Raw genomic sequence first — 12,063 nt, 5'->3', positions numbered from 1 at the left:
TAACTTCGAGACCAGGTTGGGCCAAGAAATGGCCCAACCTGGTCTCGGATTACTCTAGCGAAACCGGATCAGGTTGGTGGTTGGAGTATCCGAAGCCAGGGTTTCGCCCAGGCGCAGGCGATAAACCAAGGCGCCTTCGAACACCCGCTGTACATAATTGCGGGTCTCGCGGAACGGGATCTGCTCGATCCAGTCGATCGCCTCGTCCGGAGTCATCTGCCGGGGGTCGCCATGATCCTGGATCCACTGCGCCGGCCGGCTGGGGCCCGCGTTGTATCCGGCGGCCGCCAGAACCAGGGATCCATCGAAACGGTCCATGAGGTTGGCAAGGTAGCGGGTTCCGAGTCGGGTATTGAAGGCGGGGTCGCGGGTCAGCAAGGCGGGGTCGAAGGCCACCCCCTCGACCTGGGCCATGGCCCGGGCGGTGGAGGGGAGCAGCTGCATCAGGCCCAGTGCCCCGGCGGACGACCGTGCTTCGTGATCGAAATTGCTTTCCTGGCGAATGATTCCGAACGCCGCCGCCGCCGGCAGGCCAGTGTTGCGGGCCTGGCTCAGCACGGCCGGGGTCAGGCCGTCGGGCAGGGGATAGCCACCGGCCAGCAGCACCGTGGCATCCTGGGCGGCGCGCCGCGCGAGGCGCACCGCCATTTCGGGAAGGCCCGCCGACAGCACCAGATCGGCCAGCGCCGCCCGGGCGCCGGTGCCGGGATGGGCCCCGACCAGGGTGTACATGAACGACAGCAGTTCATCGTGGCGTTCCAGCTCGATCAGCTGGGCGGCGATCCGCATCATGCGATCCCCGGCCAGGGCCTGGGCTTCCTCGGCCGAGGGCAGGGGATCGGTGGGCGGCAGCAAGGTGTGAAGAGGCAAGCGCAGCCGGGCGGCGGCCATCTGACCATAAAAGGTGGTGGGATGGGCGGCGGCCAGGCCATACCAGCGCGCCGCTTCCTCGGGGCGCTTCAGGGCCTGGGCGGCGCGTCCGGCCCAGTACGCGGCGCGCGAGCGGCTGATGGGGGAGGAAACGCCGTCGTACAGGGTGCGAAAATGAGGCAGCGCCATCCTGGCATCGCGCAGGAAGCGCAAGGCGATCCAGCCCGCCAGCCATTCTCCCTCGGCGAAGGCGGTGCCCTCGTCGCGTTCATGCCCGGCGGCCAGCTTGTAGGCCACGCTGATGTGCCCCTGATCCAGGGCATCGCGCAGCAAGATGGCCCGTTCGGTCCACCACAGCTGATCTCGCCCACCTCGTGATCCATGCTTGAGCAGGAGATCAATCGCGCCGTCATCCAGCCCCGCGCGGCGGCGCCAGCGCACGCGCTCGAACACCAGTCCGGGATCGTTTTGCAAGGCCGCCGGGACCGCGTTCACGGCCGCGTCCGGGTTGCCCTGGCCCGTGCCCAGCACGACGCGCGCCTGAACCACGGCCGCCCGCCCCGCGTCGAGGCGCGGGACCATGCGCCGGGCGTCGTCATAGTCGCCATCCCACAACAGCCGGTCGGCCCGGGCCCAATGGTCCTCGGCGCGCAGGTAGGGGGCCAGGGCGTTCAGGGTTTCGGCTTCGTCGGAGGTGGAAAAGTCGCCGTCCACCCAGACCTCGCGCAGCAAGGCGGTGGCCCGGGCCGTGTTGCCACTGGCCAGCAGGGCCCGGGCCAGGGCCCGCTTGCCCGCCGGGCTGACCGGGGGAAAGCGCTGGAACAGGGCCAGGGTCTCGGGCACGCCGCCCGGCGAGGCCAGAAGCCCTTCCTCGATCAGGCGGCGGATGGTGCCGGTGAGGGGCCAGTCCGGATGGGTGTTCAAAAACGCCAGCCGTTCATCAAGCGACGGGCCATCGGGCGGCCCGGTGCGCATGTGACGCCACACGATCACGTCGCGCAGGGTTTTGTCGTTCGCGCTGTCGGCCAGGGCGCGGGCCTCGCCCCACCGCCCCAGGTCGGCGGCGCGAAAGGCGGCGGCGTAGGTGGCCGCGTCGGCGGCCGACAACGAAGCCGGGCGTCCGGCGGCCCAGGTCAGGCCGGGAAGGACGATGACGACAAGCAAGCCAGCGAAAAGGCGACCGATCAGACGCAGAGCCACGGGAGAGAACCTCGTCTTCCGATGCGGGCTTCGCGTCGGGAACGGCGAAACCCCACGTGCGGGCCACGGGGAGACGACGCGCTCCCCGAACGGTGGCGAAAAGGGCCCCGACGGTCCGGGGGAGGCCGGGACCGTCGGGTCATCCCCAAGTATTACGCCTGCAAGGCGGCGACACCGGGGAGGGTCTTGCCCTCCAGCCATTCCAGGAAGGCGCCGCCGGCGGTCGAGACATACGAGAACACATCGACCACGCCGGCGTTGGCCAGCGCCGACACCGTGTCGCCGCCACCGGCCACGGTGAGCAAGGTACCCGAGCGGGTCGCGTCGGCCGCCCAGCGGGCCACCGCATTGGTCGCGGCGTCGAACGGCTTGATTTCGAACGCGCCCATCGGGCCGTTCCACACCAGGGTCTTGCACGCGCTCAGGGTATCGATCACCGCCTGGGCGCTGGCCGGGCCCACGTCCAGGATCATGGCGTCGGCGGGCACGGCCTCGATGGCCACGACCTCGTTGGCGGCGCCTTCCTTGAACTCGCGCGCCACCACGGCATCAATGGGCAGAACCAGGGTGCAGCCGGCGGCGGCGGCCTTGTCCATGATCGCCCGCGCGGTATCGGCCATGTCGCGCTCGCACAGGCTGGCGCCGACCTCGGTCCCCTGGGCGAACAGGAAGGTGTTGGCCATGCCTCCGCCGATGATCAGGCGGTCCACCCGGGACACCAGATTGCCCAGCAGTTCCAGCTTGGTCGACACCTTGGCGCCCCCGACCACGGCGGCAACGGGGCGTTGCGGGTTTTCCAGCGCCTTGCCCAGGGCCTCCAGCTCGGCTTGCATCAGGCGGCCGGCGGCGCAGGGCACCAGATGAGCGATGTATTCGGTCGAGGCATGGGCCCGGTGCGCCGACGAAAAGGCATCGTTGACATAAAGATCGCACAGATCGGCCAGCTTCTGGGCAAAGGCCGGATCGTTCTTTTCCTCCTCGGCGTGGAAGCGGAGGTTTTCCAGCAGGGCGACATCGCCGGGCGCCAGGCCATTGACCACCAGCTCGGCCGCCGGGCCCACGCAGTCCTCGGCGAAGGCGACCGGGCGGCCGCCCAGGGCCCGCGAAAGAGGCTCGACCACCGGGCGCAGGCTCATTTCAGGCACGCGGGCGCCCTTGGGGCGGCCGAAGTGGGAGCACACCACCACGCAGGCCCCCCGGTCGGCCAGCTCCCGCACGGTTTCGGCCGAGCGGTCGATGCGGGTGGTATCCGACACCTTCCCGTCGCGCACCGGCACGTTGAGGTCGGCCCGCACCAGCACGCGCTTGCCGTTGACATCCAGGTCTTCCAGTTTCTTGAACGAAGGCATGGCCTGCTTTCCCTATGGGTTTTTGCGCGGGGATCGGCCGCGGCTGTCGCGGGGCATGGTGTCCCCCGCGGCCCGGCTTGGAGTTCGCAAGGGGAAAAGGAATCCCGCTTTTCCCGACAAGACAAACTCACGTAAAGCAATCCAGGGTACGCCCGCCGCCTGCGAGAACCCGACGGAGTCCAGGCGGGGAGGCGGACCAGGAAACCCTGGGCCGCAAACGGCATTCCGCCGCCCCGGGCGAACCAGGGGCGGCGGGGCCGGCGGCACGGGGGTCAGATGTGGCGGGCGAGCGCCACGGCCGTATCAAGCATACGGTTCGAGAAACCCCATTCGTTATCGTACCACGACAGAATGCGCACCAGCGATCCGCCCATGACCTTGGTCTGGGGGGCATCGAAGATGGAGCTCAGCTTGTTGTGGTTGAAGTCGATCGACACCAGCGGGTGGGTGTTGACGCCCAGAACGCCGGCCAGGCGCCCGGCGGCGGCCTCGGTCATGGCCTCGTTGACCGCTTCCAGGGTGGCGCTCTTCTCGACGATGACCTTGAGGTCGACCACCGACACGTTGGGAGTCGGCACGCGGATCGAGGTTCCATCCAGCTTGCCCGCCAGTTCCGGCAGCACCAGGCCCACCGCCTTGGCGGCGCCGGTGGTGGTCGGAATCATGGACAAGGCGGCGGCGCGGGCGCGGTGCAGATCCTTGTGCAAGGTATCCACGGTGCGCTGATCGCCGGTGTACGAGTGGATGGTGGTCATGAAGCCCTGGTTGATGCCAAACGTGGCATGCAGCACCGAGGCAACCGGGGCCAGACAGTTGGTGGTGCACGAGGCGTTGGACACCACCAGGTGTTCGGACGACAGCTTGTCGTGGTTCACCCCGTACACGACGGTCAGGTCGGCGCCCTTGGACGGCGCGCTGACCAGCACGCGCTTGGCGCCGGCATCCAGGTGAACCTGGGCCTTGTCCCGGTCGGTGAAGATACCGGTGCATTCCATCACGATGTCGATGCCCAGGTCGCCCCAGGGCAGCTTGGTGGGATCGCGCTCGGCCAGCACCTTGATCGGGCTGCCGTTGATCACCATGCTGTCGGCGGTGGCCGAAACCTCGGCCGGCAGAACGCCGTGCACCGAGTCGTACTTGAGCAGATGGGCGTTGGCCTCGGCCGAACCCAGATCGTTGATGGCCACCACCTCGACGTCGTTGCGGCCCGATTCGACAAGGGCGCGCAAGACAAGGCGGCCGATGCGCCCGAATCCGTTGATCGCAACACGAACAGCCATAAGGCATCCTCCTTGCATGTGGCATGGCACCGGGGCCAGTGGGCACCGTCGGGTGCCCGTTGGGCACGCGGCGGCTTCCCTCCCATATAGGGCGGGGCGGCGGCGGCCGACGGGAAAGTAGCAGGTCGATCGTCTTTTCCCAACCCCTCCCCGCCGTGAATTTCCGGAAAATCTCTAAAATCCATGGAATCGATGGGACGGGATGGGGGGACGGGCCCGGCCGACGAAAGGCTCTGGCGCACCTGGTGCTCTTTCGTCGGGCTGTCGGTTGGTCTAGGGTAGGGGGTGGGCGATCCCGGGGGCGGGTCGCCGGCCCACCGGCCACAAGGAGGGAAAAGCATGTTCCGGACCGCCGAGTTGGGACGCAAGGTCTCGCGCACCGAGTTCGAACAGTTGACCGAGCCCTTGCGCACCGAACTCCTGGAACTCCAGCAGCGTCTTCTGGGGGCTGATTTTCCGGTGATCGTGCTCTTCGCGGGTGTCGATGGGGCCGGCAAGAGCGAAAGCATCAACCTGATTAACGAGTGGATGGATCCGCGCTGGATCGTGACCCGCGCCTATGGCCCGGCCTCGGACGAGGAACGCGAACGGCCCGAGTTCTGGCGCTACTGGCGCGACCTGCCGCCTTGCGGACGGGTGGGGCTGTTCTTGTCGTCCTGGTACTCGCGGCCGTTCAGGGACCGCGCCGTGGGCCACGCGGACGAGGCCGCCTTTGACAAGGCCCTGGAACGAGTCGCGGCTTTCGAGCGGACCCTGGCCGACGATGGGGCCTTGATTTTGAAGTTCTGGATGCACCTGGGCAAGGAAGCCCAGCGCCAGCGTTTCAAGGCCCTGGAAAAGGATCCGTTGCAAAGCTGGCGCGTCACGCCGGCCGATTGGGAAAACTGGGGGCGCTATGACGCCTTCATCGCCGCCGCCGAACGTCTGTTGCAACGCACGAGCGTCGGCTATGCCCCCTGGCAGATCGTCGAAGGCCAGGATCACCGCTATCGCTCCTTGACCATTCTGACGACCCTGCGCGACGCGATCCGCCGCCATCTGGAGGAACGCGCGGTGCGCCGGGTGGTGGGTCATGCCGTCGCGCTGGCCGAGGAAGAGGCGGCGCCGGCCGATCCGCGGAACCCCAGCCCCATGGACACCGACGCCCCGGGGCATGCCCCCTTGATGGCGGCAAGCGGCGAGGTCGATCGCCTGCTGAGCGAGGTTCGCCGTGGCCTGCCCTCGATCCTGGATCGCCTGCCCACGGATCTGGTGCTGGACAAGGAAACCTACGCGGTGCGTCTGGCCCACGAACAGGGGCGCTTGAACCTGCTCATGCGCGAGGCGCGCACCCGCCAGGTTTCAACCGTCTTGGTGTTCGAGGGGTGGGACGCGGCGGGAAAGGGCGGGGCCATCCGCCGTCTGACCCAGGCCCTGGACGCCCGGGACTATCAGGTGATCCCGGTCGCCGCTCCTTCCGACGAGGAAAAGGCCCATCATTACCTCTGGCGCTTCTGGCGCCACCTGAGCCGGGCCGGCCGGGTGCTGATCTTTGACCGCTCGTGGTATGGCCGGGTTCTGGTCGAGCGGGTGGAAGGCTTTGCCCAGCCCCGGGAATGGCGCCGGGCCTACGCCGAGATCCGCGATTTCGAGGAACAGCTTGTCGAACACGGCATCGTGCTGGCCAAGTTCTGGATGCACATCACCCGCGACGAACAGCTGTCGCGGTTCAAGGCGCGCGAAACCATCCCCTACAAGCGTTGGAAGCTGACCAGCGAGGACTGGCGCAACCGCGAAAAGTGGGATCAGTACGAAGACGCGATCAACGACATGATCGAGCGCACCAGCACCTCGCGCCTGCCCTGGACCCTGGTCGAGGCGGGCGACAAGCACCACGCCCGCGTCAAGGTGCTGACCACCGTGTGCGAAGCCCTGGAGGCGCGCCTGGGCGTTCACATCAATAACGAGCCCCCCCGGAAGACCCACGCCGACAAGGAAAAAAGCAAGAAAAAGGAGGGGTAGGAAGCCTCCGCTTCCGGGAACCGCGAAAGGGGGGAAGCGCCGCGTTCAAGGCGGAAGGGCTTCCCCCGGGGCTTTTGTCGCGGACTCTTCTCACGGAGTCAGGCAGTCGGCCAGCGCGTCGGCCAGCCGGGTCATCATCTGCCCGTACAAGGCGGGGCCAGGCTCAAGGTCGGCCCCCAGGGGATCAAGCGTCGCCGCCCTGGCCGGGGTGCCGCTGGTCACGGCTTCGATCACCGCGCGGGAAAACTGGGGCTCGGCAAACACGCACGCGGCATTGTGTTCGATCAGGTGCTGGCGAACCTGGGCCATGCGCGCCGCTCCCGCCGGCGTTTCCGGGGAAAGGGTCAGGGCACCGGCCGCGTGCAGCCCATAGCGATGCTCGAAGTACTGATAGGCATCGTGGAAAACCACGAACGAGCGATCCCGGACCGGGCTCAGGCGTGCTTCCAGGCGCTGGTCCAGGGAAGCCAGGGCGGCAAGGGTCTTTTCGGTGTTCTGGCGGTAGGTTTCTGCGTGGGCGGGATCTTGTTCGGCCAGAATGCCGCCGATCCGGCGGACAAGGGCGGCTCCATGGCGTGGGTCCAGCCACAGATGGGGATCGGGACTGCCCGGGGCGTGCGCATGAGCGTGCCCGTGTTCCTCGTCTTCGTGGTCCTCGTCTTCGTGCTCTTCGTGTTCATGGACGTCGTGTCCGTCCCCCGAAGGCGGCGCCAGATCTTCAAGATCCCGGGCCGGCAAGACATGAACGCCGTCGAGCGATTGCAGGGAAACTTGAACCACATTCTTATCAAGAGACTCCAACGGTTTGATCATGAATGTTTCCAGGGCCGGTCCCACCCAAACCACCACCGTGGCGTCGGCCAGGGCCCGGGCGTCGGAGGGGCGCAGGGCATGGCCATGAGGCGACGCCGCGCCGTTGATCAGCAGGGTTGGCGTCCCCACGCCGGCCATGACCGAGGCCACCAGGCTGTGCAGGGGAGCCAGCGTGACCACGACCTTGGGAGGATCGGCCAACGCCTGCCCCCCCAGGGGGAGCAGGCCGACCCAGGCCAGGGTAAAAGCTCGAAGAAACCTCACGGGGCGCATGGAAGGATCTCCTCCTTCTTGAAGGAACGCGTGGGAAGGGGCACCCTGTCGGCGCGGTGGTGGAGTCAAGGCACCCGCTTTCTGACTCCCTCAACATGTGTGATGTTATAACGTTTGGCAAGGGAGGGGATGTGACCCAAGACGCGCACCAGATCGATCCTCCGTCGCCCGGGGGGGACAAGGGCCACAAGTCGCCGCCCCCGGGCCGCCGCCTGACACCGGCCCGGCAGCGGGTGCTGGACGTTCTGCGGGCGGCCCCGCAGGGCCATGCCCTGGGCGCCTACGACATTCTGGAGCGGCTGGCCGGCCAGGGGCCCGGCCGGCCCGCGCCCATGAGTGTGTATCGCGCCTTGGATTTCCTGATGACCGAGGGATTGGTCCACCGTCTCGCCAGTCTCAACGCCTTCGTGGCGTGCCCGCATCCGGATACCGGGCCCCATGCGCCCCAGTTCCTGATCTGCCGTTCGTGTCGCGCGGTCATTGAACAGGACGGGGCACCGGTCACACATCTGCTGAGCGCCGCCGCCAGGGCCTCGGATTTCCTGCCCGATGGCCGGGCGGTGGTCGAAGTGGATGGGCTGTGTGCCCATTGCCGCGCCAGGGAGAGCGACCGTGAACAGTGAGCCCGCATCCGTTTCCCCCACGCCAAACCCTGCCCGTCCCCTGGTGGCGCTGCACGGCGTGGGGGTTCAGGGGGGCGGGCGGTGGCTGGTGCGCGAAATCAGCCTTGCCGTCCACCCGGGCGAGATCGTGACCCTGATCGGTCCCAACGGGGCGGGAAAGACAACGGTGGTCAAGGCGCTGCTGGGGCTGGTGCCGGTGAGCGAGGGCCGCATTGACCGTCCTCAGGCGTCGAGGATCGGTTATGTCCCGCAGCGTCTGACCCTGGATCCCGTGATTCCGCTGAGCGTCGCGCGTCTGGTCAGCGCCACCCGCCGGGCTCCCCGGGCCCGCATCCAGGCCGCCCTGGACGAGGCCGGGGTCGGCGCCCTGATCGACGCCCCGGTCCGCATCCTGTCGGGTGGCGAGTTCCAGCGCGTGCTCCTGGCCCGCGCCCTGTTGCGCGATCCGGCGTTGCTGGTGCTGGACGAACCGATGCAAGGCGTTGATTTCGCGGGGGAAACCGCGCTTTACGATCTCCTCGCCCGCGTGCGGACCACCCGGGGCTGCGCCATTTTCATGGTTTCGCATGATCTGCACGTGGTCATGGCGGCCACCGACCGGGTTATTTGCCTGAATGGCCGGATCTGCTGTTCGGGCTCGCCGCGGGCGGTGGCCGAGCTGCCGACGTTCCAGGCTCTTTTCGGAGCGCGGGCCGCGTCGCTGGCCCTTTATCCTCATTCTCATCATAAAGAACCCTCGGCCTGCGATCTTCCCTCGCCACCGGCGGATCTTCCGGAAGGGGCCCGATCCCACCATGGATGATTTCTTGTTGCGCGCCTTGCTCGCCGGCGCGGGGGTGGCCCTGATGGCCGGGCCGCTCGGGTGCTTTGTCGTGTGGCGGCGCATGGCGTATTTCGGCGATACCATGGCCCATGGCGCCTTGCTGGGCGTGGCCCTGGCCCTGGCGGTCGGCGCGCCGCCCCTGGTCGGGGTGTTGGTCCTGGCCTTGGTGTTGAGCGTGGGGCTGTCGGTCCTGGCCCGTCGGCGCTGGCTCAGCCTGGATACGGTGCTCGGTGTCTTCGCCCATGGCGCCCTGGCCCTGGGCCTCACCGCCGTCGCGGTCATGGCGACCCGGATCGACCTGCTGGGCCTTTTGCTGGGCGATGTCCTCGCCGTGTCGTGGCGCGATGTCGCCCTGATCGGCGGCGGGGTCGTGGGCGTGCTGACCGTCCTTGCCGTCGCGTGGCGAGGCCTGCTTGCCACCACTCTCGATCCCGATCTGGCCCAGGCCGAAGGGGTGCCCACCCGCCTGCTTGACATGGTTCTCATGGGGCTGATCGCCGGGGTCGTGGCGCTGGCCATGAAAGTGGTGGGCGTGTTGCTGGTCACCGCCTTGATGGTCATCCCGGCGGCGGCGGCCCGGCCCTGGGCCCGGTCACCCGAGAGCATGGCGGTCCTGGCTTCCGTTCTGGGACTGGTCGCGGTGGCCGGCGGGTTGGGCGTCTCGATGGCGGCCGATACCCCGGCGGGTCCTTCCATGGTCGTGGTGGCCCTGGGGCTGTTCGTGGGCGGCAGCCTTGGGGTGGCTGGGATGGACCAGCTAAGGCAATGGATTAATAAAACGTCGTAATGCGTTATTTTAAATAAATAATTCTGATGGAGTTTCGATGCTCTGGAACGTTCGGTCCTTGCCCCCGGGGGGAGGCAAGGACCAACGGCCCGGTCAGTACTGGCTACCGGCGGCCGGCAAGGGGGCGAGCGGCGCGCCTTCTCCCGTGGGGGGGGAGACCGGTTCGGAAAACGCCGGCGGCTGAACAGGGAGCGCGTTTTGCCCCGTCAGGCCCCCGGCCGGGGAAGGCGGGGCCGGTGACGTGGAAAAGGCCGGCGGAACTTCCTGCCGGGCCGGGGCCGGAGGGGTGTTCCAGGGGACGGTGGTCGTCGTGGGATTCACGTCGCCCGGCGCGGGCAGCGGTTCGGGCGACAGGGCCCGCAGCCCGGCCTGGGTCAGGCGGGTGCTCACCCTCGTTTCCGCCTCGGGGCGGGACCGCGTGAACACAAGATCCCGGAAGGGAACGCTGATTGTCCACCCCACGGATCGGCCCAGGGACGACAGGTCCACGTCGGCGTGGTCAATAACCCCACCCGGCGCGATCCATAGCGTGGTCACCTTGCCAACCGACGGCGCGTCGGCGGCGGCCAGCGGCGCCCCGATGACGGCCCGCGCGGCGATGTCGGTGGGCGAGATCAGGGCGTACACGAATTCGCGGATCACCTGGCCATAGGCCTGGGCAATGTTGATGCGCAAATACGCCGGGCGGCCGTCGGCACCGGGAACGGTGACCGAGGCGCCATAGGGCAGGGCCACCCGCTTGCCATCCACGCCCATGCGTAAAAAGGTGCCGTCGTCGAGCACGATCTTGTCGACCGTGCCGTTCGCCTTGATCAGCACGTCGTCCACGGTGGCCACCGGCGGCGCGCCGCCATACGTGCGCACGGGCAGCCCCAGCAGGTCTCGCACGGCCAGGGGACCCTCCAGGGCCGGCAACTCCTCGCCGTCGGCGGGCAGCCCCCCTTGGGCGGGCAGCGTGTCCTGGGCCGCAACTGGCGTTATTCCATCCCAAACCGTCAAGCCAAGGGCAAGGCCAACGCAAGCCATCCCGGCCGACATCCGGCCCAAGGTGGGCTTCCGGCCCAAGGTGGGCTTCCGGCCCAAGGTGGGCTGCCGGCCCAGGGTGGGCTGCCGGCCCAGGGTGGGCTGCCGGTCCAAGGGGGGCTTCTCCGCCAGGCGCGGGCAGGCCAGGAAAAAGCGAAGGCGCATCATCACCGGATCTCCACGGCGGTTCGAGGATTTCCCAGCATACGGGCGACACGAAAGGAAGGGAAAGGGCGCCCCTGGCCCTTAAAAGCCGGTCCGCTTCGGATGGAAGCGGGCCGGCTCCGGACCCCTTTGTCCGCGTTTTCCTTTTTCGAACAAAGCGGCGCCTGCTTTCCTCTGGCAAACGCTTAAGGGGCCGGTTCATCCTCGTGGGGGGTAAAGTGCAAGGCAAGGCCGTTGATGCAGTAGCGCGCCCCGGTCGGAGCGGGGCCATCGTCGAACACGTGCCCCAGGTGACCGGCGCAGGTCGCGCAATGGACTTCGGTGCGGACCATGCCGTGGCTGCGGTCCGCGCTGGTCCCGACCGCTTGCGGGGCTTGCGGCCGGGTAAAGCTGGGCCAGCCCGATCCGCTGTCGTATTTGTCGTCGGACCGGAACAAGGGCGCGCCGCAGCCCGCGCACGTGAACAGACCAGGGCGCTTTTCGTGGTTCAGAGGGCTGGTGAACGGGCGTTCGGTGGCGTGCTGGCGCAACACCGCGACTGCCTCGGGAGAAAGAGCATCCTCTTGCGTTTGGGGTTTTCCCGGGCCGCACTGCGTCATGGGCATATCCTCGTTTGAACAAAGGGCGAGGGTGTTTCGCTCTTTCTTCGATGTGGGGAAGGGGGAGGGGGCTGTCCAGCAAACACACGTCGGCCGGTTGGACGTTTCGGGCGCGGTGCGCCTGGTGGGCTGCCGCCCACACCCGCCCGGGGCGATGCCCCGGAGCCCCCTTTCATTTTTTTGAAAAAAGCGGTTGACGGGGGAGGGGAGGGGGCGTAAAAACCGGCCTCCCGACGCGAAGCTTCATGGTTCTCCCC

10 protein-coding genes are annotated in these 12,063 nt (G+C 67.9%); 4 read left to right on the top strand and 6 right to left on the bottom strand.

Annotated features, from left to right (window positions below; genetic code table 11):
* Positions 1–54 precede the first annotated feature (54 nt).
* The 3 genes from ROR02_RS14540 to gap form a co-directional block, all read right to left on the bottom strand.
* On the bottom strand, positions 55–2,070 hold the full coding sequence (locus ROR02_RS14540; RefSeq protein ID WP_246135571.1) for a lytic transglycosylase domain-containing protein: 2,016 nt from the start codon (positions 2,068–2,070) through the stop codon (positions 55–57).
* A 152-nt stretch (positions 2,071–2,222) separates the two neighbouring features.
* On the bottom strand, positions 2,223–3,419 hold the full coding sequence (locus ROR02_RS14535) for a phosphoglycerate kinase (RefSeq protein WP_147164768.1): 1,197 nt from the start codon (positions 3,417–3,419) through the stop codon (positions 2,223–2,225).
* A 272-nt stretch (positions 3,420–3,691) separates the two neighbouring features.
* Entirely contained in the window at positions 3,692–4,699 is a 1,008-nt protein-coding gene (gap, locus tag ROR02_RS14530) for a type I glyceraldehyde-3-phosphate dehydrogenase (RefSeq protein ID WP_147164767.1), read from the bottom strand.
* A 339-nt stretch (positions 4,700–5,038) separates the two neighbouring features.
* Here gap and ROR02_RS14525 point away from each other — a divergent pair, with 339 nt between their 5' ends.
* Positions 5,039–6,700 (top strand): polyphosphate kinase, encoded by a 1,662-nt coding sequence (locus ROR02_RS14525; RefSeq protein WP_147164766.1) that lies wholly within the window; start codon positions 5,039–5,041, stop codon positions 6,698–6,700.
* 90 nt (positions 6,701–6,790) lie between these two features.
* Here ROR02_RS14525 and ROR02_RS14520 read toward each other — a convergent pair whose 3' ends face one another.
* Positions 6,791–7,786 carry a zinc ABC transporter substrate-binding protein gene (locus ROR02_RS14520; protein WP_147164765.1) on the bottom strand — a complete coding sequence of 332 codons (996 nt, stop codon included), beginning with the start codon at positions 7,784–7,786 and terminating at the stop codon, positions 6,791–6,793.
* A 131-nt stretch (positions 7,787–7,917) separates the two neighbouring features.
* On the opposite strand from ROR02_RS14520, the gene ROR02_RS14515 reads away from it, so the two are divergent.
* The 3 genes from ROR02_RS14515 to ROR02_RS14505 are packed head-to-tail and all read left to right on the top strand — an operon-like array spanning position 7,918 to position 10,019.
* Positions 7,918–8,409 (top strand): Fur family transcriptional regulator, encoded by a 492-nt coding sequence (locus ROR02_RS14515; protein WP_281291050.1) that lies wholly within the window; start codon positions 7,918–7,920, stop codon positions 8,407–8,409.
* A complete protein-coding gene (locus ROR02_RS14510; RefSeq protein WP_246135570.1) occupies positions 8,399–9,211 on the top strand; it encodes an ATP-binding cassette domain-containing protein in 813 nt (270 codons plus the stop codon). The genes ROR02_RS14515 and ROR02_RS14510 overlap by 11 nt, the downstream gene beginning before the upstream one ends.
* Positions 9,204–10,019, top strand: coding sequence for a metal ABC transporter permease (locus ROR02_RS14505; RefSeq protein ID WP_147164762.1), 816 nt, complete (start codon positions 9,204–9,206; stop codon positions 10,017–10,019). Before ROR02_RS14510 ends, ROR02_RS14505 begins: the two co-directional genes overlap by 8 nt.
* Before the next feature lie 93 nt (positions 10,020–10,112).
* On the opposite strand, the gene ROR02_RS14500 is transcribed toward ROR02_RS14505, so the two are convergent.
* A complete protein-coding gene (locus ROR02_RS14500; protein ID WP_147164761.1) occupies positions 10,113–11,210 on the bottom strand; it encodes a PRC-barrel domain-containing protein in 1,098 nt (365 codons plus the stop codon).
* Positions 11,211–11,392: 182 nt separating this feature from the next.
* Complete coding sequence (gene msrB, locus ROR02_RS14495) at positions 11,393–11,806, bottom strand: peptide-methionine (R)-S-oxide reductase MsrB (protein WP_147164760.1); 414 nt, start codon at positions 11,804–11,806, stop codon at positions 11,393–11,395.
* Between the last annotated feature and the right edge of the window lie 257 nt (positions 11,807–12,063).

It is taken from the genome of Pararhodospirillum oryzae (assembly GCF_007992075.1).
Taxonomy (GTDB): domain Bacteria; phylum Pseudomonadota; class Alphaproteobacteria; order Rhodospirillales; family Rhodospirillaceae; genus Pararhodospirillum; species Pararhodospirillum oryzae.
The sequence above is the reverse complement of the archived record's forward strand: the minus strand, read 5'-3'. Positions and strand labels throughout refer to the sequence as shown.

Bases quoted from the DNA above. Each gene is read 5' to 3' on its own strand.
- ROR02_RS14525 (WP_147164766.1), top strand. From the start codon at position 5,039: ATGTTCCGGACCGCCGAGTTGGGACGCAAGGTCTCGCGCACCGAGTTC.
- gap (WP_147164767.1), bottom strand. From the start codon at position 4,699: ATGGCTGTTCGTGTTGCGATCAACGGATTCGGGCGCATCGGCCGCCTT.
- ROR02_RS14535 (WP_147164768.1), bottom strand. From the start codon at position 3,419: ATGCCTTCGTTCAAGAAACTGGAAGACCTGGATGTCAACGGCAAGCGC.
- ROR02_RS14500 (WP_147164761.1), bottom strand. From the start codon at position 11,210: ATGATGCGCCTTCGCTTTTTCCTGGCCTGCCCGCGCCTGGCGGAGAAG.
- ROR02_RS14520 (WP_147164765.1), bottom strand. From the start codon at position 7,786: ATGCGCCCCGTGAGGTTTCTTCGAGCTTTTACCCTGGCCTGGGTCGGC.
- ROR02_RS14505 (WP_147164762.1), top strand. From the start codon at position 9,204: ATGGATGATTTCTTGTTGCGCGCCTTGCTCGCCGGCGCGGGGGTGGCC.
- msrB (WP_147164760.1), bottom strand. From the start codon at position 11,806: ATGACGCAGTGCGGCCCGGGAAAACCCCAAACGCAAGAGGATGCTCTT.